Source organism: Maribacter taeanensis (assembly GCF_047345145.1).
Classification (GTDB): domain Bacteria; phylum Bacteroidota; class Bacteroidia; order Flavobacteriales; family Flavobacteriaceae; genus Maribacter_C.
The window spans coordinates 82,685-107,860 of record NZ_JBLFER010000001.1; the positions used below are offsets into that span (position 1 = coordinate 82,685).

At 37.2% G+C, this 25,176-nt stretch carries 9 protein-coding genes; 2 read left to right on the top strand and 7 right to left on the bottom strand.

Going from position 1 to position 25,176, the window contains the following annotated elements; all coding sequences use genetic code 11:
* Nucleotides 1–5: 5 nt before the first annotated feature.
* Genes ACKWCD_RS00420 through ACKWCD_RS00445 form a run of 6 tightly spaced genes read right to left on the bottom strand, consistent with a single transcriptional unit; the run spans nucleotide 6 to nucleotide 20,374 of the window.
* The gene (locus tag ACKWCD_RS00420; RefSeq protein ID WP_413981943.1) at nucleotides 6–5,564 is read right to left on the bottom strand and encodes a T9SS type A sorting domain-containing protein; all 5,559 of its coding nucleotides are present in this window, start codon (nucleotides 5,562–5,564) and stop codon (nucleotides 6–8) included.
* A 13-nt stretch (nucleotides 5,565–5,577) separates the two neighbouring features.
* Nucleotides 5,578–7,692 (bottom strand): hypothetical protein, encoded by a 2,115-nt coding sequence (locus ACKWCD_RS00425; RefSeq protein WP_413981944.1) that lies wholly within the window; start codon nucleotides 7,690–7,692, stop codon nucleotides 5,578–5,580.
* Nucleotides 7,685–12,634 (bottom strand): Ig-like domain-containing domain, encoded by a 4,950-nt coding sequence (locus ACKWCD_RS00430; protein ID WP_413981945.1) that lies wholly within the window; start codon nucleotides 12,632–12,634, stop codon nucleotides 7,685–7,687. The genes ACKWCD_RS00425 and ACKWCD_RS00430 overlap by 8 nt, the downstream gene beginning before the upstream one ends.
* Nucleotides 12,635–12,666: 32 nt before the next feature.
* The gene (locus ACKWCD_RS00435) at nucleotides 12,667–13,665 is read right to left on the bottom strand and encodes a hypothetical protein (RefSeq protein WP_413981946.1); all 999 of its coding nucleotides are present in this window, start codon (nucleotides 13,663–13,665) and stop codon (nucleotides 12,667–12,669) included.
* 1 nt (nucleotide 13,666) lies between these two features.
* Entirely contained in the window at nucleotides 13,667–17,986 is a 4,320-nt protein-coding gene (locus ACKWCD_RS00440) for a hypothetical protein (RefSeq protein ID WP_413981947.1), read from the bottom strand.
* 12 nt (nucleotides 17,987–17,998) lie between these two features.
* Complete coding sequence (locus tag ACKWCD_RS00445; protein WP_413981948.1) at nucleotides 17,999–20,374, bottom strand: hypothetical protein; 2,376 nt, start codon at nucleotides 20,372–20,374, stop codon at nucleotides 17,999–18,001.
* Between the two features lie 890 nt (nucleotides 20,375–21,264).
* On the opposite strand from ACKWCD_RS00445, the gene ACKWCD_RS00450 reads away from it, so the two are divergent.
* Nucleotides 21,265–22,620: an exopolysaccharide biosynthesis polyprenyl glycosylphosphotransferase gene (locus ACKWCD_RS00450; RefSeq protein WP_413981949.1), complete on the top strand. Its 1,356-nt coding sequence runs from the start codon at nucleotides 21,265–21,267 to the stop codon at nucleotides 22,618–22,620.
* Between the two features lie 92 nt (nucleotides 22,621–22,712).
* On the opposite strand, the gene ACKWCD_RS00455 is transcribed toward ACKWCD_RS00450, so the two are convergent.
* Entirely contained in the window at nucleotides 22,713–23,654 is a 942-nt protein-coding gene (locus ACKWCD_RS00455; protein ID WP_413981950.1) for a glycosyltransferase family protein, read from the bottom strand.
* Between the two features lie 568 nt (nucleotides 23,655–24,222).
* Between ACKWCD_RS00455 and ACKWCD_RS00460 the strand changes: the two genes are divergently transcribed.
* On the top strand, nucleotides 24,223–25,038 hold the full coding sequence (locus tag ACKWCD_RS00460; RefSeq protein ID WP_413981951.1) for a polysaccharide biosynthesis/export family protein: 816 nt from the start codon (nucleotides 24,223–24,225) through the stop codon (nucleotides 25,036–25,038).
* Nucleotides 25,039–25,176: the final 138 nt, after the last annotated feature.

Below are 25,176 nucleotides of genomic sequence, written 5' to 3' on the forward strand. Positions count from 1 at the left end.
TTTAATCACCTCACAATAATTTTTCTAAGTGTGTTTCCTTGTTCAGTTTCAAGTAGTACTGCGTACACTCCTGGAGGAGTCCCAGATATATCGAATTCCATTAAGTAGTTGTCGGTTCCTCTATCTTTTTTAGATGCTATCATTTGGTTGTTAGCGAAGCTGAATATTTTAATGGCGATGTTACCTCTTTCTGGCAGATCAACCTGTGCGGTGAATTGTCCTGAAGTAGGGTTGGGGTATAGAATAAAGTCTCCAATGGGTTGAGTGTCGTTTTTAGAGTCTGTAGATACTGATGCGTCCCGTTCAACAATGATTACGGTTTTGGTCTGACTCTCAGAACAATTTCCTTTTTGGGTGATAAGGGTTACTTCGTATTCTCCAGGAGTATCGAATACCATTTCCGCCTCGTCTTGATTTTGGTTTATAACTGTAGCCTCTGTGGGTAATATCCATGAGATGGAATCTGGTCTTGGATTACTGGTGTCTACTGCATAGACAGGTTCTCCTGTAAAAGCTTGAGAGGACATTACGAGTTCTGCGCCAATTTCTTCTGAGCTTGTATTGATGGTAATACTTCCAGTAGCAGTACATCCTGAAGGGGAAGTAACACTTACGCTATAGATACCTTGGTCTGTAATAGTCACTATAGATTGAGTACTTGTAAATCCGTTATCGGCGCTCCATAGATATGTTGATGCTGGATCAGCAGCTGTAACATCAAGTTCGATGGATTGATCTAGACATAAGGTTCTGTTCTCTCCAAGTTCGACAGATAAAGGCTCTGGGTCTTCTAAAATATATGTGCGTTCAACGGGCCCGTTAGGAAGCCCTGTTACTGTTACGCTATAGCTTCCTGCAAGCAGATCGGTTATGGTATCAGTGGTTGCCCCGTTGCTCCACTGATAGGTGAAGGTGCCATTCCCTTCATTAACCAGTAAGCTAATACTACCGTTGGCCTCACCCGTACAGATGGGATTAACAAGGGTCTCTTCTACAATATCGGGTTGATTTATTTGATAGGTCTCTGTAAGATTACATCCGTTGGCATCGGTTATGGATACGGTATAAAAATCAGCAGCAAGGTTGGTAATGCCAGCGGTACTTCCCGCATTGGAATTATCGGAATCTCTAGTCCAAGCAATAGTATAGGGCAGGGTTCCTCCCGAGAGGGTTAACGTGATACTTCCGTCTGCGGCAAGATATGCGGATGCATCTGTTTGCGCTACATTGTCAATTGTTAGAGGATCTAAAGGTTCTGCAATATTCACATCGATATCAGTGATACAACCATTTGCATCTACTACATCAAGGGTATAATCTCCTGAAGGGATGTCAGTAAGGTCTTGTGTAGTACTTGTATTATTCCACGAGTATTGATAGGGAGGTGTTCCTCCAGTAATGGATACATCAATAGCACCTGTTGCCAAACCTTGACATAGAATATCTGTTTTACCCTCTAGTACAATGGAGAGTCGATCAGGTTCTGTAACGACTATGCTGGATGCATCAACACTAATGGAATTAGCATCAGTAACGCGCACAAAATACTCTCCAGCGCCTAAATCAGCAATGATATCTGAGGTCTCGGTAAGTAGGGTGTTACTTCCACCATTTACTTGGAACCATTCGTAGGTATAACTACCATCAGGGAAAGACACACCACCTTGTACATTAGTGATAAGTTCTGCAAAGGCGTCGTCTTTACACTCTAAGAATACACTTTGGGTTATAGAAGCTAGGAGAACTCCGGGTTCAGCAATGACAAAAGACTGGGTATAGGTACATCCTGTATCAACAGCTGTATTGTAGTTGGCATCTTGAATAACTAGGGTATAAGTACCCCCTGCTAAATTGGATATATCTTCATCAGAAGAAGTAAACCCATTATCGGCTGTCCATATAAAATTATAAGGCGGTGTGCCTCCAAAAGGAAGAATAGCTATTGCCCCATCATTTGCACCAGCGGCAGAAAGACTGGTTTGCTGGTCAATATCGAGCCCCATTTCTTGTGGCTGGACTACTGTTATGGGGTTAGGCAAAATAAACTCACAATTATTTAGATCTCGAACCACGGCAGGATAACTTCCAGCGATAAGATCAGTAAAAGTATTACTCGTACCAAAAGCTCCCCCATCAAGAGAATAGGTATAGGGAGGAGTTCCTCCGGTTGCGTTTATCTGCACGCTACCATCATTGGCACCGTTGCAAGTAACATCAAAGGCAGCTCCCGTAGCATCTAATGCTTCTAAAGGCTCGTCAACAACAATATTTATGGATTCTGGCGGATTGGCCGACGCATCGGATACGGTTAGGGTGTATGTTCCTGCTACGATATTTTGTAAGGTATTGGTATCGGCTCCTGTGATTACGCTACCACCAATACTCCATGTATAGGTTATCGGGGCATTACCCGATACGGTAGCAACAATACCTCCTGTGGCATCTCCTTTACATTCCACATCTGTAGCTATGATGGTATCTATGGACAATGGCCCTGGTTCAGAAACAGAGAAACTTTGAATAAGATAGCATCCACCGGAATCAGTAGTATGATTTGCATCACGAACTACTAAGGTGTAGGTTCCTGCGATGAGTCCTGTAATATCTTCGGATGTGCTTGAAAAGCTAGGTCCTGTCCAAGTGATGTCATAGGGCATTGTTCCACCTGCAATGGAAATAGCTAAAGCCCCATCTGAACCACCAGATACAGATACGTCTGTTGTATTATCAAGGTCAAGGGTTACTATGAGTTCATCGGGTTCGCCAATAAGGGCCGTAGTTCCAAATCCACAACCATTAAAATCGCGCACATCAATGGAATAGGAGGCGGGTGTTAGATCTGTAAAAGTGTTACTTGCTTGAAAAGCTCCTCCGTTTAGGGAATAGGTATAAGGTGCGGTTCCACCTGTAGCATTGACTAAAATACTACCATTAGTACCCCCAAAGCAAGACACATCGGTTGGTAGGGCAGTAGCGTTTAAGGCCAAAGCTGGTTCTGTTATCGTTACATCAAGAGTTACCTCAGGTGTTGGTGTGGCATCGGTGAGTCTTAGGGTATAGGTACCTGCTTCTAGACCGGTAATAGTTGCTTGATTGGGCGCCGAAAACCCAGGATCTCCCTGTCGCTCCCAAACAAAATTAAAAGGAGGTGTACCTGTTACCGTAGCGGTTATAGCACCCGTAGCTTCTCCTTTACATGATACATCAATCTTGCCATTGGTAAGTGATGTAATCCCTAAAGGCCCTGGTTCAGTAATGATAATGGGAGCAGCAAGACTTGCGCTACAACCATTGCCGTCAATGACGGTAAGGCCATAGTCACCCGCTGGTAAGTTAATCAAACGGGTATTTGTTGATCCTGCAGGTGGCGTAAAGGCTGTACCGTTACGTGTCCAGTTATAGGTGGTTGTACCTATATTATTTGCTATGGCTACTTCTAGCTCTCCGGTGGTACCTGCGTTGATGGTATTATCCACATGAGAGGCTACTACTTCTGATAATGTGATTGCTGGTGGTTCGATGATGCTTAAGGTTCCTGAATACGATACTTCACAATCATTGGCATCACGGATGAAAAGTGGGTAGTTGCCTGCTACGGTTATAGGAATGTTTCCTGAAGCATCAAGATTGGTAAAACCTCCAGAATTAGCAATACGATAACGATAGGGAGCTGTTCCTCCATTTACGGTCACATCAATGGATCCGTCATTGCCTCCAAAGCAAGAAATAGCATTAGTAGTAGCACTTGTTATGGATAGTTGTGTTGGGTTGTTCAATACAATTGACCTGGAAACGGTAGATGCGGGTATGGATAAATCCCCACCTGCCGAGGCCACGGTTAGTTCATAGGTGCCTGCGTTTAATCCAGAGAGGCTTGATCCACTGCCAGATATTGCAGTGCCATTGCGTCTCCAAGCATATTGATAAGGTGTTTGTCCCCCTGAAATACTCATAGCAATAACCCCATCGGAGTCTCCAAAGCATGAAATTTCATTAGTTATATTGGCTGAGACAACACTGGGTACTTCAACGGCAGACACTACTATGGATGTTGGGAAATTTACACTACACGGATTGGAATCTGTGACGGTTAGTGTGTACGAACCATTTTGTAAGTCAGGTATGATGTTCGTGCCGATACTTAAACTTCCAGTATCTGGAGTCGGTCCTGAAATAGAATAGGAGTAAGGACCGCTACCACCTGAGATACGAACCGCAATTGAACCGTCAGTTGCTCCTGGATAGGAGGCCATATCCGATTCTTGGGCAAATTCAATGATTAATGGGTTCGTTACTGCATTGATAGTAACATCAATAGGAGTAGGGGAAATACATTCTACACCGCCCGCTACGGTTATTCTGCTTCTAAAAGTATAACTGCCCGGAGTAAGGTTATTGAAAGTTGCACTGTTTTGCCATGTTCCATTATTCACAGAGTACTCGTAGTTGGTAGCTGTTCCTCCGTTAGCTGTAAGGGTAACCGATCCGGTATCACCTGGACAAACCGGTTGAGATGTCGATACTTCAGATACCGTTACCACACTTGGTCGGTTGATCGCAAAATTCCCTGTCTCCCCAGTACTGCTGGGTACCATATTACCCATGCCATCGTCAAAAAAGGTTTGATAGGTAATGGTATATGTACCAGCTTCGATATTGGAAAAGGTATAGGAGTTATCAGCGGCAAAATTGGTCACGATAACATCAGCTTCTGGAATAGCGAAACCTTCAGGGGTTATACCACTTAAAGTAGCGCGAAATTCCTCTCCGCTTCCACTATCAAGCGCCCTATCGAAATTTAGTTTGGCACTACCATCATCACTATCAGAACAACTTACATCGATAGGAATTGTGTTGTTTAAAACGGGAGGGCAGGGTAAATAAGAGTAAGTTAAGACGTCTGAATATTCTATGGTACCTGTATTATTATACTGTAATCTAAGCCTAAGGTTTTCAAAATTATCAAGTCCAGGAAAATCATTTTTTTGAAAACTAAATGAGCTACTTCTTCTACCGTATGCTAAAAGTGTACTCCATACAGCACTACCTCCTACTTGGTATTGCACGGCATAACTTGCGGTACCACATGAATCTGAATGAACCATGAGCGATGATGATTGACATTCAGATAGTGTATTATTGGTTGCGCTATATCCGTTTACTGTCGAGAAGGGCAATATTTTATAAACATTGAAGTATGAAGCGAAAGAATCACCGTCATTTAAAATATCCCTTCCTAAGGGCACACTACAAAAATCGTAAAACTGATTCCAGCCACTTATATCTCTATTAATTCCTAAATAGTTAGTAGATGTAGATATGATATAGTCTTCTTGATTAAAAGAAGTTTCAATTGGACCTACAACAACGTTTCCACGAAAAAGACTAGGACCGCTAGAATCTCCACTAAAGTTTGCCAGTCTAAAATTATAGTCAAATGCAGAAGAATTTCTGAAATAAACTTCAATTTGAAATTCTATTTTATACTCATGTTGCGCATTCGCATCCATTCCATAAAAGAATAGAAGTACAAAAAGAGAAAATATGAAGTAGAACTTTTTCATAATGCTTTTTTCATTAGTAGCTAACCTTAGCTTTCTTTAATTGCGATTGTGTACCATCTTTTTCAACTAATCTTAAACCGTAGGTATACATTTTATTAATTACCAGGTTGGTATCAACAAAATTATTTTCCTCTGCGCTTACGGTCTTATAAAGTGTCAATGGATTTTCTCCTGTAGCACGGTAGATTAAAAATTCTGAGGCATTTGTACTTTCTGCTTTCCAAGAAAGCCTTATGAATCTAAGTTCTCTATCGGCAATGCCATTAAAGCGTGTTATGTAGTCGCCAAACAATTTTTTAGGTGCTTTGACAACCAATTGATCAGAAGGGGTACTTTCCCAACCTGTCTTGTCCTTAGCCACTATGGTATATGCATAAGATTGGTTTGGAATAACTGCTGCATCTATATAAGAAGTTGTGTTTTCTTCTATTTTTATCACAACAATTTCTTCCCAACGTTCTTCTTCACTTGCCAATGCTTTTCTGTAGACTGTATGCCCGGTAACATCTTCACTTGAGCTAGGTACCCAGTTTAATTGTATACCTTCTTCAGTGCTGGTATAGTTTTGTATTACCGGAGATGAAGGCGGAATAAGGTCTGGTTTTTCTATGGTCAACATTTCTGAAAGTTCAGATTGATTGTAACGCTGATCCACAGCCATGACTTTGTAATATATGTTTGTGTTTAAATTTTTTACTTGTAAAGTATCGATATAAGTGTTCTTACGATTTGGTTCTAAAGTACGTTGCGAGAATTCAGCATCTGGGTTATTTGCTCTGAACACGCGATATCCTGATAAATCTAGTTCTTCATTTGCTTTCCAAGAAAGCTGCACGATTCCCGTAGTATCGATTGTGCCTGTTAATTCTATAGGTGTTTTTGGCGGAATAGAATCTACTGGCTGCACAATTGCCGGAAAAGAGGGTTTCTGAGTTCCGTTTTTTCCTAAAGCCATTACTACGAAGTAGTTAATACGTTTGAGTCCTGTATAACTTATTTTTCTATTTGTGGAAGGAATGTTATTTACGACAGTTTCATAAGGTCCTTCCGCCTTATTGGCTCGTTTTAGTTCGAAGCCTGTTATTTTGTCGTTTCCTTCTTCTGAAAACTCCCATTCGATCTCTACTGTTTCATCCGTTGGTATTCTTTTACGCGTTATATGAGGTGTAAAATCCAATACGTCTTTTCCCATACCAGATTCTACATTTGAAGCTGGTCCTATTTCTCCGAAAGGGGTAATACCCTTAACTCGGTAATAGAACTTTTTGTTATTGGGTATACTATCATTGTAGAATAGGGAGACTTGCTTACCTTCTTTGGTTTCCTCAGCATTGAAAATGGGTTGACCATTTACTTGCTGAAAATTAGTGCCGTCAGTAGATTTTTCTAATAGGTATGTGCTATAAGTTTGTTTTAGTAAACTGAAATCCCAATTTAGCATTACGTTTCCATCAGCAAAAATACTTGCAAAGCCTAATGGTTTTGGTAACTCTTCAAAGAACTCTGTGCTGGCATAAGCACTTCCTTCTTTAATTTGTAAACTCGAGTCAGTTGGTATAGCAATCCGAATTTTATAGAGGTATTTTTCTCCTGCTATCACGCTTTTATCTTCGAAAGCCCAACCCGCTAATTTTGCTGCCTCATAGTTTTGCTCTGCCGCCATTAATGAAAACGTAAAACGTTGTTCGAGTTGACTGTTCATTGCTAAGATATTATCTGCACTGCCAATCGTACTTGTTTCAAAACCTTCACCGTAAATCGCTTGCGCAATTACCGCGGCATTGTCATCACTTGTAGCAAGTGTTTCCCATTCTTCAAGTGGTTTTGGTTTTAAAGGATAGGACGTAATCATGGTACTTTCCACTGGAATAACGGCATTGCCATTTCGTGAAACCGTATATCTTTCAACAAGATAGCCTAGTTCATTACCTTTTTTCCAAGCAAAAGGAGTATTGGCAGCCCAGCGCAGCATGATTTTATTGGATGCTGATTTAGCCAAAACTTGAACCGATGCTTCCTCTTGCGCAAAACTATATCCAGAGAACATAAAAAAGCAAAGAGAGGCTAGTAAAAGACTATGTGCTTGTTTTTGAATGGCGTGGTTCATTATTTGGGTTTGTTTAATCATTTTTAAATTTAATTTCAAAGCGATCGGTGTGCACATTTCCAGGAGTTCTATAAATCAGATAGGTTTTAAAATCTCCCAAGGGAAGCGCAGGAAATTGTCCCTCTATCAAATACTTAAATTCATTGTATTTGGCCTCATTCGGAGTATTGTTTATGTATCTGTTCACAATTGAATATTGTAAGTGCAGGAAATCATTTTTATAATGAAGGGGTAAATTGTAAGCTACTGGGTAACGTTCGGTAACATAGGTAGATGTCGGTTGCTCCCGCAAGTAAAAACTATACCAACTCGGAACCTCTAAACCTCTTACAGGAGGTACTCCTAGTACGTTTTCATCTCTATTTACTGTTATGTTACCATCTAAAGGATAGTTTTCATAGTTCAGTGGATAGATTTGCTTTTTGTAATAGTTATCTTTTAAAATAGCTTCACTATATACCATAGATTTTCCCTCAGTATACTTAGTACCTAGAACTTCTGGGATGTCAAAATTTTCATAACGTTTCAATCGAAGATGAATGCTATGAACATCTGCTGCTATTATGTCTGTGATATTGTCAACGATGCTTAAGGAACGCATTTTACTTTTGAAAGTAGTGTGTTGGCTCGTTGTAAAATTGTAGTTTAGGAGTGACTTAGGTTCAGCATTTGCGATCGTTACATTCGCTGCTTTTTTATTAGCTACGGTAACACTGCCACTTGTATCTTCCGTTGTGGTGGCGTCATTTACGGGGTCGTACCAACTTGTATCACCTGATTCTTCATCAAACTCTGTAGTTTCTTCTATAACCACAACTTCTGAAGGTTGATTATCTCCAGGAGGAAATGCCATAATATCTAATATCATGAGGTTTGAAGTACTCATCTCTGGTAAGTCAAAATTCACCATTTTGTTTGCGGAGTTGTACCCTAAATTCGTGCGTGTCGCAGTGCCATTCTCATTGATTTGAGCTTTTACAGTGTAACCTCCATCGAATAAATACGTCTGTCCTCTTTTTAATTTTATATATCCTTTATCGAATTCTTTTGGATAAAAATTCTTCTGATCAATAACAGGATACATGTAAGCAATGTTTTCCAAGGGAATATGATCAGGGGCGATATCTGTAATAAATTTGGACTCTCTTTTTTCAACACCAGGCTTTCCGTTCTGCATAATGACTTGCCAGTTTCCATTTACTTTTTCTTGAAAAGTGACTTCCACTGTTGCCACCACATCTTTTTTGGATGGTAATACTTCGTCTGGAATGAAAGTAACTGCGTCTAGATCAGAATTCCATTCCAAAGTACCTGGAACAATTTTTCCTTCTGATTCTAACTCAAAGGATTTTAAGTTAATCTTGAAAGTTTGTTGACCTTCTGAAGTATCAATGGTAAAGGGTTTTTCTATAGCGTAATTGAAAACCGCTTGAGGAGCCGTAAATACATCTACATCATCGGAACCTGATTGTGGTGTTAGATCTGATATAATAGGTACTTCAGTAAATGGGTTGATATTTTCTAGAATACATTTTTTATCTCCAAACTCAATTTTTAGGCGTAACCTACCTTTGACAAGTCCTCCGAGAACACTAAAATACATGCCCACATAGCCTCTAAAATTTGAGGGATTTGGAAACTGACCTTGCAGCAAGGCTGCTATACCCGCTTCTCCAATTTTGATATCCTTTTTGATGAATAGTAATTTAACCCCAACACCAAACTCTCCATAGAGCCAGGTATAAACATTTCCCGAGGAATACCATCCATTATTTCCGACAGCTCCTGGCCTTCCTTGACAACGCGCATCAGGATAATATCGATGCATTACATCAAGTCCTGCACCTACTTCCAATGTTGCATAAAATATGAGGTATTGAAAACGTTTTCGAATGGAGAAACTTAAACCGAAGGCAAAACCTTTACCGGCGGTTAACTCATTTGGTCTCCTATTCTTATCAAGAATGTCATCACCTAGAATTTGTAGTATTCTTGGATGCGGAGCTAATTGCGTGGGTAACATATCACCGGTCATATAGTAACCACCAACTTCCAATTCAATAACATCGCTAAGCGTAAAGACAAGTCCTAAGCGATCCGTTGGTGAACCTAAATGCATGTACCATGAATCCGGACCAGAGTGAAAAACTGCTCTTCCTGCTCTATTGGAGGGGCCAGCACCTCTTAAACCTTTGGTAGAAATGTAAAGTTCAAATTCGCCATGAAAAGTACCTGTAGTAAAATCTTTCTGTATACCAATATAGGCTCCTATTTTTCCACTGGCTGCTATTTCTCTTACCGGTATGATTTCTTCTGCTGCTGCCGTATATTCCCCAGCCGCAACTAAAGCTTCATAAACTCCAGGATATTTTGCTTGAAAATCTTTTACTCTTATTTCGAAATCATCAAGTTCCTTTTTAATGAGTTCTTCACTAGGTGTATTATCTACAGCTGTCATAAATGCTGCTTCACCAGTAAAGCCGATTCTATTTAAACCACCTCCGCGGTTGTATACCATTTCAAGCATGGCTTTACCTCTGAAGGTCGTTTCTTTTTGAACACCAATTGTTACTCCGGCGCGTATACCTAAACCTATTTCTGGGTCTGGGGTATATACGGCACCTGTTGGGGTCCAGAAACTATCTGCGTTTTTTCGGCGCATTCGGTTTGAAAGTCCGCCGCTAAAAGCATCTATGAGAAATTTACCTTTGTCCTGTCCCTCTTTCTTAGCCTTTTTGGTCCAAACGTCAACAAACCAATATCTGAAAGATTCTTCTGCATTGTCCTCTAATGGTTTGGCACCAAACATGGCTTTTCCACCAACTTCGATGGAAAGATCTTTTACTGTTGCTGTAACTTCACCTGCAAAGCCATCTCCGTATTCCGCATTATCATTCATGATTTCAAGTCCACCTTTAATACGGAATCCATTACGATCAAAATCAACAACTATTTTATCGATGGTTACCTTTTCAAATTCCCATGTATGTAGTTTGTTAGAGTCATCTAATTTTCCAAGAATACTCATTGAGGTTTCGGCTCCTCTACCTTTTTCATCAAGATGTAAGGCCATGTCAAATTTGAGTCCCGCCTTATCATTCCCTTGGGTTGCCAATTGTACTCCTGAGATGGTGACCGGGAAGAACAACAATTGAAACTGCCCTTCAAAGCCAAAATAATCTGCGGAGATATAGGGTTTGTCAGGTTCAGTTTGAAGCACTAATTGTTGAAACTTGATACCTTCAAACTCAAAGCCTTTTGCTCTTTTTGGTGGTTCTGGTCTTTCTGGATCGTCATCTTTTGTATTCTCATCCTTTTTTTCGGGGGTGTCGTCCGCTTTTTGATTTATGCCACCCGCAACAGTTAGGGTGCCCGTTAAGTTCGCAGAAGGGTAGAAATTTCCTTCTTTTACTTTTAAAGCAACACTTGAGTTGGGCTGCAATTCGATTTCACCAAGAAAAGCGGGAGCTTTGTATTTTACGGTATCTTGTAAGGCAACTTTTAGCCCATATTCATTTTCTGCAATCCATCCTTCGTAACCTAAGGGTTGCTCCATTATCGGAACCTTGATATCTCCGGCAAGTGTTCCTCCCTTTATACTATTTGTTACTAAAGTAAGACCAAGGGAATCAACAGTAAATCCCCATTTTCCAGCTGCTCCTTCGCCACGTTTTAAAATATTTGTTGCCGAAAATTTACCAGAAAGACCAAAACTGTCTAGAATGAGGTCATTGGCACTAAAACTAACTCTCTCATCATTACCAGTTATTTTTTTGAAAGATTCTGGGAGTACAATCTTAACCTGTTTTGCATAAATACCTCTCCACAGATTACGATTGTCTTGTGGCAGTAATTGATTGTATGCTTCGGGGAAAACAACATTTGCTGAGTTCCTTGTATCACTTAGATCAAGTACGGCATCTTGTAATTTGAAACCCCAATTTTTAAGACCCACCATTTCAAAATCAGGAAGTGTAACATCAATTAGGACATCATTCCAACCGGAAGAAACGACGCTAAAAGAGGTTTCGACGTAACACATACCTTCTCTAGCCTTTTTTTTTCCGTTGTCATCTTCGGGGAAATTTTCTTTAGAGTCTCCGCACATATAGGAACCATCATCTTTTAATGGCAAGAGCATATTTCTAGAAACTTTTAAATTCCCTTCAAGACTAACTTCCTTTAGCCCGTTACAGTCTATTGAAATATAACTTTTACTGGTAAAATTACCAGTCTTTAAATTTTGCCCACCCTTAAGTGTTAAGAGCCAGTTGTCACCATTGAATGCAATCGGAAAATCACCTAATAAGACTAGTTTGGCGTCTCCTACCAAGGCACCTTGACGTGAAAATTTGACACCTTCCGCACCAAAAATTAGGGATTTATTACTTTGAGGGATATCCATTTTTGCCCAAAGTTTTAGCTCGGCATATTCTGAATGGAAACGTACGCTACTTACCGCAATCACAATTTCATTACCGGAAGTAGGGTCTTTTTTACGTAACCCAACAGGTAGTGATAGAAGGTCTTTGCCCGTAAGAACATCGACAAAGTTTCCTAACTCTTTTAGTTTTTCAATAAGTTGTTCTGCCTTTTGTTTTAGGGTGTCAACACGACCCGATTGTATGAAATTTTCCGCTAAGTAGAGATCATTAAATTCTGGTTCAAAACTTTGATCATAGTTTACATGAAACTCTTTATTAACCGCCAGTTGTTTGTCGAGTTCAGGAAATGATTTAAAAGTTTTTGGAGCGCTAGCACCGTAATTTTCTAGACCTAAAGTGGCATTTGAACGCAAGGCCAATTGCTGCATGCGTAGCTGCACCGATTCGTCAATTTGACTTTTAGTTTCGGTGCTGTCTTTACCCTTTGTTGGGTCAACACGATTGTCCGTAGGGGCGGCGGCAATCCATTGGGCGAGCAGCAGCGCTAGGATGAGGAGTTTTTGTGGGGCGGTTTTCATATTGTTAAAAAAGAATTTTTATAAATTTAAATTTACTTGGTTGGTGTAATTTCCTTTTCGAAAACGTGGAGTCTATTACCACCATCTAAAACATATACTTTTTCTTGGCCATGCTTGATCTCTTTAATCGCGGGGTATCCGTTGACCTCTAAAATCTGGACAAACTTTATTTTTTTTGTCTCTCTATCAAAAACTCCAAACTTAGGGTTCCCTCCCCCTTCCCAGAAATATATGAGATTGCCTTCCCAAGAACCTAACCTAGTTGTCTCAATTTTGTATTTCTGAGCATCTTCTTTCAAAGAATGCACCTTTGCCAAATTAGATGATAAATTCAATTCAAAATATTTACTTGAACCTATAGAAAATATCACTCCTTTATCAACGTCTAAACAGAGATTATCTAAAACAACATCTTCGTCAGTATATTCATAATTAAATTTTTCCTTACCACTTTCGACACTGACACCTATTATTAATTTATTACCAGCCTTAAAATATAAGCAACCATTATGCAAGCCAATATATTCTTGAATATCTATTGGAGTGGATTCCGAGTTCATGGTATAGGAGTTATTTTTTTTAAATAAATCTAAATGCCAAATTGATTCACCTGTATTTGGGTCAATTCTAAATAGTTTTGACTTCAACGACCCAAATAAGTTACCCTCACATAAAAATGGTTTTCCAAAATAACTTTCCTTTTTCCAAACCTTGGCATCTTTTATAAAATCCCATGCGTATAATATTCTTACTGAAAAATCTTCATTCCACTTCCCAAGCAACAACATATTATTTGATATAATAGGACCATTTTTATCAACCTTATATTGATTATTGGTTGCTTTATCGATTATAATCGTGCCTGAACTTTGTGTTTGAATCACAACAAAACGCTCATTAGTATTCACCAAAACTATATCTCCATTAAACAATAATTTTTTATTCAATAAAACCCCATTCTCTTTCCAAATTACTTCATCTTTAGCTACATCATAATAATTGACTTTGTCTAAAATTTCAATCAAATTCATACTAGTTCGTTTTTACAAAAGATAGGGCATTATCCCTAAATGTTTTATTGTTAGATAAAAGATTCTTAAACTCTGCAACATTATCGAAAACAAAATTGTCAAACTCAAATAATTGCTTCATTTTGGCTAAACCAATACCTCCATTGGCTGGGGTTTTAAACAAATCAATAGCATTCTTGTTTAAAAAATTCTCAAGACCATCTTGGGCATCAGCTAAATTCAATTTTGACTTATTAAAAATATAATTGAATTGATTAAGGTTTGTTACATCATTCAAATAGTTTTTAAATTGTGGTAGCGGAATTTTAGAAGCATTTAAATATGATTTATACTCTAGTAATTTTAAAGGTTTCGAAGAAGTAGGAATTAACTCAACGTCAAACCGACAACCTTCACATGGTAATCCTTCGCCTTCAAATTTCGCATCAATTCTCCTAACCTTTGAAGGATCTAAGCCATCTATGTGCTTCATAGAATGCCAAGCTCCATCTTGACTTGCAAAGCCTTTTTTTGCTTCTTTAAAAATATCAATACCGTTCTTGTCAGAATAGCGCTTTGTAAGTTCTACAACTTTGTCAATATATTCTTGCGGATTATCTGGCAGGTATTTAGAAGGGTTTCCACCAGTACAAGCTTGGCATTTCCCGGTATATTTTTTAATTAATTCGCCAAAAGCATTTTTACCCGCTTGAACATTTCCACTACCGATTACATTCATGAAATCTAAATCATCTAAATGCTTACTTACAGATTTTAGAATGTCTACAGATATTTTCTTGGCGCTATCGATGCCAGTTGCATCACGAACAAAGTCCCATGCATTAATTAATTCCGGATTATTATCAAACGCATTTTGAAGATTAACATTTGTAATATCACCGTCTAATAGTTTTAATGTATCATCATCTAGCGTTTCTAACTTTTCAAGGAGCTTTTTGTTATTTAAAGTATTTATCCAATTTTCTAAATTAGGTTGGTCTGAGAGACGGTCAAGTAGTCTTTGTCTGACTTTACTTAATCCAATGTTTCTAATGAATCTTACAAAATCAGGAATATTTTGTTTGGTGAGCTTTTTGCCAAGCTTTTCTTCTACAAGTACTTTTAGCTTTTTTAACTTCTTAGAACTTATAAGATATTCAGCGAAACCTACAAGAACCCCTTCTCCTACAGAATTAATAATAATTGGCTGCCAATTGATATTTCTTACAACTAGTTTAAGCTTCGGCTTTCTTCCATTCGCCTGACTTAAACTATCAATAGTAATTTCGTACTGCTTTGCAGTCTCTGTTGCGAAACCTGTAGCGGCACCACCCAAGGCTGCTAAACCTGCTTTTAACTTTCTACTTGTATCAGGAGCTAAAAAACTCGGAGCATTCGCAGCACCACATGCTATTGCTGCGCTTGTTGCTGCTTCTCCCCAACTGAAATCCTTATAGTCCTTTACTTTTCCAAATTCAGCAAAACTTGGTTTGTCACCTTCATACTGATCATCTATTTGAATCATTACCCAAATAGAGGTGTAGTAAAATGCAAAATCTATGGTAGCGCCTGATAAGCAACGTATAACAATGGGGGCAAACTCCCCATCCCCATCATCATCAAACAAATACAACTGAATACCAGCATCACCAATAGCTTCCCAATCTCTTTTAGCAAGTTGATTGCCCTTGCCTTTATCCATTAACCAATCGGTATCCAAATCATTATCGGCAGGGTGACTTATACCCAATACACCATGTCCGATCTCATGGGCAACAACATCTGCTAGTGTCTGTTTGCTTTCTAGACCCGTCGTTGAAACATTAGCTGAGAACACATAGCCGAATTGGGTGCCTCTTGGCATAAAACCAGCGAGGTTTTGACCTGGTTGTACGCTTTGATCAAATAAGAATACGTAGTACGTATCTGAAGAATAGCCTGAGTAGTTGTTCTTAAAGTCTGTATAAAACTGTTTAAAGCTATCGGGGTGTTTAGATAGAAGCCCACTTTCTGTATACTGCAAACCTGAGGTATCTCCATTAAAGGCCGCGCCCATTGCAATTTTTAAATTCGCAGCTGCGATATCAAATAGGTTTTTTACTTGATTTTCTATTCCTTGAGCTGGAGCGTAACCGTTTACAGGAATCAACGTAACGTTTACTTCACCTCTAGGCCTTAAATGGTGGATAAAGAAACTAGAGACGGCCACCTGTTTTTCATCACCCTCTTTATAGGTTATAACAGCTTCTTCGCTTCGATATCCTCCTGAACCAGCTACGGTTACTTTGAGTCGATTTGTACCAGCGGCTTCCGTCTTAATTTCAAGTCCGTTGACCGTTTTAAAAATTAGGTCTTCAATCGCTAAACCATCTTTTTTAATGTCAACATTTACATAAAAAGTATCTGTATCTCCATTTTTTACCGCTTTATGAATAGGGTAGAAAGTAGAACCACTTTGTGAGCTAACTTTTGGATACTGTTCTTTTTCGTAAGAACTGGTTGCTTCATCCCAACCATACTTTGCAGCTGAATCCTTATCATAAGTTATGATGACATCATTATCTGCAAATGTCGCAACTGATGGGTCATCGGCAGTTCCGGAACCTCCAGAGTTTACTCCTGTTGTATTGGTATCATTTACTGGACCTCCTTCGCCCTCTGGTCCTAAAGGATTCAGATTACCGTTTTCATCGATTGAGAAAACGCCGTTGGTACCCGTAATTTGATAGCGATCTTCTGAATCATAATTATAAATAACCTCAGTTGGATTCCCATCCGCATCAGTACCTCGTATTGTAATCTGATCACCATTGATTTCAACGCTGTCTATATCAAAATCTACAGGTTGATAGACTGTAAAATCTCCTCCGTTTATTATATCATCCAAATCATCAAAAGTATCCCAAGGGTCAACAATACCTTTTAAGCTTGGGTCATATAGCGTAATAACATTTCCTTGTTTGAGCTCTCTTAATTCATTAATAAAAATGTTGGTGAATTCAACCGCAACCTTAATGCTTTTTAAATACGGGATGGTTACATACCCTTTTCCATTGAAATAGCCATTACTACCATTAACTTCTAGTATAGTTACTGGAAAATCACCAGCTGTAAATTTTTCACCTGTATTTAAATTCGCTAAAGGTGTTTCATTAGTAACATCAATATTTGGGGCTATACCGCACTCATAGGCACTATCATCGTCATCGAAAAGATGTGTTCTAAATGTTTTGATTGGGGAGTATTCACTTTCTGCTAGAGCGCAGGTCTTTGCCAATTGGTATTCATATTCAGTACCTGCTTCTAAATCCCAAATGGTAACTAAGTTGGCTGTGGTTTTGGAGTAGAACCATTCTTTATCACCTCCCGTTTCTCTATATCGAATTTGAAATTCTGGAGACTCAGAGGTAATATCATCCCAAAAGATGTTAGCGTTTGTAGCACCTTTTACCTCATGATTTATTCCGATTGGTAAATCACAAATACCAGTATTTCCAAAAACAAAAATGGTACTATAGCCTTGATTCTTGAACAAACCAATTTCCTCTGTGCCTTGTTTTGCTTTTGCTTGAACGCGCCAAGCATAGTTTTTATCTGAGAGTAATTGAGGGTCTGCGGGTCCATATACATAAGTTGTATTGGGAATTGTAGTTTGAAAAATAGGAGGGGAGCTTAAAAAAGCAGCTTGATGATCTATCTGATTATCCCAAATTTCGACGATGCTCAACTCATATTCTACATTACTAACATTGATATGTCTTGGTGTCCATTGAAAAACGATGTTTTGTGGATTCCGCTCTTCTACAATTGATTTATTAAGGGGAGAAATTAAAATGGGTGGATCGTTCTGAAAGATGACCGTACCCGCACAAGTTCTATCACTGATACGATTCCCTGAGAAGGCATCAAAAACTTCAAAACAAAAACGATAAGTCCCTTCTGGTATGGGTTGCCCATATACATTGGGAGATATACCAACAATATTTTCAAATTTGAAATAGGGGGCAAGCTCAACATTGGTAAGGTTTAGTGGAATGCCCGATTCAAGAAATAATAAAGGTGCCCCCGAAACAATTGCATTGCTTTCGAAGGCGATTCCGTTCCCTTCAAAAGAAGCTTTTAATCGCACCTCTTTACTAGCTACTTGTAGATCGTTAAGAATCAGTTGAACTCGTAACGGACTGGTTATGGTACTCTCATCTGCGTAATCTGAAAAGTAGATCGGCGCTGGTGGAAGTGCCTGCGGAATCACTTGAACAGGAAAAGATTGAGCAAAGCTCAACTGTGTTCCTGTTAAGAACAAGACAAGGATAAAATGAAAAAGAAGGGCAAGCTTCTTCATAGTTTGGTTCGTTTAGTTTTTGTTGATATATTTCAACTCAAAGGTTTCTGGGTTTACAATACCCAGCGATTTTTTATAATAAAAATCAATGATCTCGTTTTCTAAAAATAGCTTCAATTTTTGCAAATCGGGCTCTTTCTCGTACATCAGGTATGCTTTTTCCGACATACCGCGCTTAAATTCAAGCAAATAACCAATTGGTCGTTCGATGGTCTCTTTGGATGTAAAATTGTTGAATTGATTCTGCATCCAACGATGACCAACTAATTTTTCCAAACGATCTTTCTCTTCCGTGATAAGCGCTAAGTAACTCTCTTCTTGACTTTTATCTTCTTTAGTATAGGTGTCTTTTGATTTATTCTTTAAAGGATGTGCATCAAGTTCTAATTTTTTGATTACGAAGAGTTTTTCCAAGGCCATATCAATTTCTAACATATCTTCTTGAACTTTTAAAATAACTTCGTACAAGGCCTGATCATATAATTTTAAGAAGTCTTCATAGCTATACAATTCCTCGAGGAAAATAATGGCACTTTCTTTATAGGGCTCTTCTTTGCGTTGTTCTTTTACGAAGGATAGATTTTGATTTAATTCTCCCTTTTTAAAGGTGGGAATGCTAGCAAATTTTGAACTACCATATACATTGGTCAACTGGGTGTTGATCTCTTCCATAGTTCCATTATAGGTAACCCCGCGATGTCTGAAGCTTAAGGTTCGGAGTTGATTAGAAGGTACTTTTTCACGCTTTTTGAATTTCAGTTTGAAATTGTCGAAAGCATAACTATAGCCAAAGGTTAAGGTAAAATCATTACTATTGGCTAGTTCTGTATTTCTAAATAAGGACAGTGCATTCAAATTAAAATTGTGTCGCTCTAACCAAACATAAGTGGCTCCTAATCTAAAGTTATAGATGTTGTTCTGTTGTTCCCCATTGTTGAAAGCGGTGTTATAAGAGCTGGAAAAATTTGTTCGCAGCTTTTTATCAAAAAATTGTTTTGAAACGGCTAAAGTGGGTCCAAACGTTAAGCTTTTATCTTCTATACCAATACGATTATACGATGTATTTGCAGCTAAGGAGATATTTAAGGCATTGTTAGGAAATCCCCAAGTATGTGATAACATACCATTGTAAAAACTACTATTTCCTCCTTCAATTGTTTCTCCTTGCTGTTGATTATCAGAATTTTGATATACCAAATTCAGATTTGCGCTATGTTGTTTAGACTCGGTTTTTTTGGTAATCAAATTGACTCCTAGATTGGCATTCTGCGAAATTTGTCTATAGTTTAGTGTATCGACATTATCAAAAGCACCTACCTGATTGATATAATCGAATTGATCTTGGATATTAGTGTAGGACTGGAAATTGGAATACGACCCGTTGATACCTAGTCGTTCAGATGCTGTATAATTTAAATTGACCGAAGCAACTATACGTTGCAAATCTGAGGATTTGGTTTTATCTAAATTATCTTGTTGTAAACCAGCGTTTACACTGACATTTAGTTTGTTATCAAAAATACTTTGGCTTGCGTTAATGGTAATGTTTTCCAAATCATTATTGAAGAAGTAAGCCCCTAAGGTTTTATAATCTGGGTCGATTCTTTCATAACCAACTCCTAGAACACCGTTACCTGCTGGGTAATTGAAAGAAGCATTGAATGCATTATAATAGTTGGTGGTGATGTTTTCATTCAATAAGAAAGACAACAAGCCACTTTCGCTTCTAGCTTCTGTCAGACGCGTATCTTCTGTTACTCCTGAAATGGCGTATTCAAATCTAAACTGTGCCTTTTCGAATAGCCTAAATTCTGACTCGAACGATACTACTGTATTCTCTTTTGGAGCTAGACCAATTTCAACGGGAAATGGATTTTCCAATGAACTTTCCTCATCTTTAGCTTGGAATAGGATAAGGCCTAGTTTAATTTTTTCAAAATCGTATGAAGTTTTTATTCCGTAACCAGTTCTTTTGTAGGCCGTTATAGCTTGCGGTTCTTCTTCGTTGTATTCTGTAGCCCTTAAAAAGCGCCCGTACATAGCACTTATTTGAAAAGGTCCTTCTGGTGTAAGATCAACACCAACTCCCGTAAACTGATGACCACTTAAGGTATAAGGTGAAAATGTCATATTCGCATCACCAATATGCGCAGCTACCCACTTGTAAGACGGATTCAAACTTAGGCGATTGAACTTAAACGGATTCGGAAAATTAAAATCTTGATTGGAATAGGTAAATGAAAGGGGAATATTATAGAGTCCCGCAATATTGAAGTTGAGGTTACCAGTCAGAAAATAGGTTAGTGCTTGTCTGTTTGCCGTACCATCATAATAAACTGCATTGGCAGCAATGCCGCCGTTGTAGCGCAATAGCTTATCTTTTCCCACATTGTCAAAATTTACGCTTTGAGAAAAGCCAAATTTTGTAAATAGAAATAGAACAGCGATAAGCTGGTATGGGACGAACTTTTTAATAGTGGACAATTTTGGTTGGGAGAATTCGTAAGAAAGCTCCTAACAATACTACAGATAATGCCCGGTTCTATTAAGTTTTTGTTGTGAAAGAGCTGTTTATGTGGTTTTTAAGAGGGAAAGTTGTGGTTAAACTCTGATCAACTTGAGCTTCTTCATCATATTTTGAGATTCTATTTTCAACGATTTTTATGGGACAGAAATTTGGTTTAGATTGAATATTTCATTGGTAAATGCATTCTCTTTTTTTAAACCTTCTTACTAAAATATTTGATCAATAAAGTCGCTAAATATAAGTCTTGAAATTTCACAATTTTTTTTTAAAGCAGTATGTTTTTAAACGCTGTTATCTGTTACCTTAAAATTTCCAAAACATTTCAACGTTATTTTGAGCATTTGAACCTCAAGGAGAAAAAAATATTTTCTTTTAAAAATAGTACACTTAGTATTCAGGCGACCAGCTATAACACTCTGTAAACTCTGTTTTTTATTGACATTTTATTTTTTGCTCCTTAATTTATTAGACATAAAATAAATCAATTTTAAAACAAAAGAATTCAGCTTTGATTGTAGATTTTTGGCATAAAATATATCTTTGTCGTTATAGATAGTCAATGTTCCCCTCTGGCTATTTACTTCTGAACTTTATTTGAATTGATTACTGAAAAGATCAATTAATAAAACCTTATCTTATTGCTGATCAAAGATTGATGAGTACCTTTATAACCTTTTTATTGGTACAATATTTTTTATGGTAAAGCTGGTTTAAGTTATATATCAATAGTTTTATACAGTGCTAAAGGTTAATGAAGAAGTATAAAAAGTCAGATTTAATTATTCCAATTTCGATTCTAATACACTTGTGTATTATCAACGGAATTTTGTGGATTCTTACCCCAGAAACATACTTTAACGGTATTAATTATATTTATTATAATTTCTCGTGGCTTCTGATTACTTATAGCCTTAATTACTACCCAACAAAACGTAATGATCGTTTTTTAACCAAGATTCATAAAACCTTTCAACTCTATCTAGTCTATGGTTTGGCATATTTTGCCTTATTTGGTTTTGGAAAACAGTCATATGACTCCTTAGAATATCAAATGTTGATTATTGCATTGATATTTCTTTGCATTACATGGTATCGAGTTATTTTCTTTTGGGTTAGAGGTAAGTACCGTAAAATTGGGGGAAACTCTGTTAACGTTGTAGTGATTGGTCGTGATACTGTGCTTCAAAAAATTCGTAATGTTTTTGACGACCCTTTTTTAGGCTATCGTTACTTAGGTTATTTTGACGATAGTGATACAGAGGGCCCGACTTATCTAGGAAAAGTTCTCGACTCTTTCTTATTTATTCTTGAAAACGACGTAGATGAGATTTACTGTGTTGCTTCTAATTTTAACAGTAAAGAGTTGCAAAATTTGATCAATTTTGCCGATAACAACCTAATTAAAATTAAAATAATTCCTGATAATAAGCAGATATTTTCAAGGGCCATGTCTATCGAGTCTTATGATAACGTTCCGGTGCTTAATTTGAGAAAAGTACCTCTTGATACGGAATATGCCCGCATTATAAAACGCAGTTTTGATATTGTATTTTCAGCTGCAGTTATTATTGGAATACTTTCATGGTTGAGTCCTCTGCTTTATGTTCTTGTAAAATTGGAATCTCCAGGTACTCTTTATTTTAAGCAGAAACGTCACGGATTAAAAAGAAAACCTTTTTGGTGCTATAAGTTCAGATCGATGACTACAACGGCAGATGCCGATATAAAAATGGCTTCTAAAAATGACATGCGATTGACTAGGTTAGGAAAATTTATGCGCAAAACAAGTATTGACGAGCTTCCTCAATTTTTTAATGTTTTTATGGGTGATATGAGTGTTGTAGGTCCGAGACCCCATATGGAATTACATACTCTGGATTACGAAGTGTCTGTAGACAAATATTTAGTTCGACATTTTGTAAAACCTGGTATTACCGGTCTGGCTCAAATAAAAGGATATCGGGGGGAAATCGTCAAAAAAGCAGATATTTTGAATAGAACAAGGCTAGATATATTTTATGTGGAAAAATGGAATTTATGGTTAGACTTTGATATAATTTTCAAAACCGTATTTAACGTTTTCAAGGGAGAGGAAAGAGCCTATTGAGTTTAAAGTTATTCTAATAGGACTATGATAAAGTATTTGGGGAGAAATTTGATGTGTAAAATTGAGCTTAGGTAATTTTATAATTTCGACACTCACATTATTTTTTTTATTCTGTCTTTTAAAGATTGTGGAAACAACCCTAATAGAATTTGTCTACTCAATGTTCTTCTTTCAAATATCGCGTCATATTTCCTGTCTGGCATAATAAATTCAGGATGTTTCAGTGGAAATTCAATATTTTCAGTTTCTTTATAGCTTTGTTTTCCTTTACCAATAGTATGGGTTGCATCATCACCCCAGCCAATATTGGAGATTAAATTATGCTTAGGGAAAATACATAGCTGGTTTTGACCCGATAAGGAAAAATACCATTGGTAATCCCAAGCATCGGCAAGTTTGTTTTCAACCTTATAGATGGCATTTTTCCAATGACTATGACTTATTCTACTATAGCTAATATTCTTAATAATAGCCATCTTATTTGATTCTAACCATGTCATATCATGATCCATAAATTGCCAAGATCTTTTCCAAGTAGCCCACCCCCAAGAGGTGAAGGATTTAGAAAATAAGTAAGAATCCTTTAAATTATAATAATTAGTAAGATGATTAGCGCCACTAATCATGCCTATTCTATCATCATCAGCATACCTTTTTAAAAGCTCTTCACAATATTGAAAAAAGCTAGGCACTGGCAAGCAATCATCTTCTAGGATAATTCCGTATTCTTCATTCTCAAAAAACCAATCAATTGCTAGTTTTACATTTTTACCACAACCCATGTTCTCTTCACGGAATAGCGTTTGTACCTTACAATCCCAATCTATGTTTGACAGTAAATACTCCCTAGTTTTTTCAACTTTAGAAAAATCCTCTTCAACATTAAGTCTAGGCCCATCTGAGGCTATATAAAGCCTTTCAGGTTTTATACTTCGTATAGCTTCAAAAACTTCTTTCGTAAAATCTGGTCTATTGAAAACGATAAATAAAATCCCAGTTTTAAAACCATTATGTTCAAACGTGGAGTTTTCCATAAATCTATTTTTAACAAAACTATAAATAATTAGTTATATTGTGGATACATGATAAAATAGACCAGAAGGCATTTAAATCAGGTGAAGAATGTGTTTCTGAAAAAAAATGAACACAAACTTTGTAGTCTAAATTTACTCATTTTAGACCTAAGCATCCTTACTAAATATGGGATTAAGTGGTAATTCACCTAGAATTTTCCAGAAAAACAGGAGCCAATTTTTTTGAACAAGAATAGATTGCTCGGTATGGAATATTTAATACTCAATGTTTTAATTCAAACAAACCTAGATTTTCTATAGTAGGAAAAAACAATTTATAGAAGAAACCCCACAAAATTTACACATTAGTTTTACAGTGGAAATACCGCTTATTAAAACTAGAAGTATTTACTTTTACCATCCGTTTAAAACCTTTTTCTATTCTTTAACGTACTTATGGTAAGGTAAACACAATAAACATTAAGTTCAACGGTTTTTTTTGCGGTAAAAAATCAAATGAGGTATTTTTATGGATTGCATGAGCAAACTTTAGCCTAGTTTTGAACACTAAATAACTAAAATGAAAACCATGAATTCAAAAAGACGAAGTAGATACTTTTTTAGATTAAAAATTTTTAAAATTTCTTTCGCTGTAATAGCTACTTCTCTTTTCTTAGTTTCTTGCGGCAACACAAAAAACGCTGTCTATTTCAATAACCCCACTAGTTTAGCTATCAACAATGAAATAGCTGATTTGGAGCCAGTAATTCAATCAAATGATCTACTTAGTATCGTTGTGAGTAGTGTGAATGCTGAGGCAGCTGATCTATTCAATTTATCAAGAAATAATTCGGACCAATCGTCATTAAATTCAGGAAATACATTTAAAGTTTCCGGTTATTTAGTAGACCAAGATGGTTTTATTAATTTTCCAATATTAGGAAAAATTAAAGCTTCAGGTATATCTAAGAAGACACTTCGTGATGAAATTACTTCTAGATTAGTCAGCGAAAAATTACTATTAGATCCTATAGTTGAAATTAGATATTTGAACTATAAAGTTTCGATACTTGGCGAGGTTAAGAACCCTTCAGTTTTGAACGTGCCAAGTGAAAAAATATCCTTATTGGAAGCTTTGGGTATGGCTGGCGACATTACCATATATGGTAGAAGAGACAATGTTACATTGATTCGTGAAGAAAATGGAGTAAGAAGAATACGAAAAATTGACTTGACTTCTAACGAAATTTTTAGCTCACGATATTATTATTTGCAGTCAAATGATATAGTTTATGTTCAACCCAATAAAGCTAAAGTTGCTAGTTCCACTGGAACGAAAGAATGGATTCCTGTAGTTTTAAGTGCAATTTCGTTAGCCATAATCATAGCGATAAACGTAAAATAAAAACATGACTAGCAACCTTTTTCATTGAGTACAAAATGAATTCATTGATGAAACTGGTACTGTAAAAATCGAAAGACTATTCAAATTAGGCGAATATAAATTGATCATTTAAAGCCCGAAATGAAATAACTAATTCAA

Excerpts from the sequence above, each read along its gene's own strand:
- ACKWCD_RS00420 (WP_413981943.1), bottom strand. The coding sequence starts at position 5,564 with ATGAAAAAGTTCTACTTCATATTTTCTCTTTTTGTACTTCTATTCTTT.
- ACKWCD_RS00425 (WP_413981944.1), bottom strand. The coding sequence starts at position 7,692 with ATGATTAAACAAACCCAAATAATGAACCACGCCATTCAAAAACAAGCA.
- ACKWCD_RS00430 (WP_413981945.1), bottom strand. The coding sequence starts at position 12,634 with ATGAAAACCGCCCCACAAAAACTCCTCATCCTAGCGCTGCTGCTCGCC.
- ACKWCD_RS00435 (WP_413981946.1), bottom strand. The coding sequence starts at position 13,665 with ATGAATTTGATTGAAATTTTAGACAAAGTCAATTATTATGATGTAGCT.
- ACKWCD_RS00440 (WP_413981947.1), bottom strand. The coding sequence starts at position 17,986 with ATGAAGAAGCTTGCCCTTCTTTTTCATTTTATCCTTGTCTTGTTCTTA.
- ACKWCD_RS00450 (WP_413981949.1), top strand. The coding sequence starts at position 21,265 with ATGAAGAAGTATAAAAAGTCAGATTTAATTATTCCAATTTCGATTCTA.
- ACKWCD_RS00455 (WP_413981950.1), bottom strand. The coding sequence starts at position 23,654 with ATGGAAAACTCCACGTTTGAACATAATGGTTTTAAAACTGGGATTTTA.
- ACKWCD_RS00460 (WP_413981951.1), top strand. The coding sequence starts at position 24,223 with ATGAATTCAAAAAGACGAAGTAGATACTTTTTTAGATTAAAAATTTTT.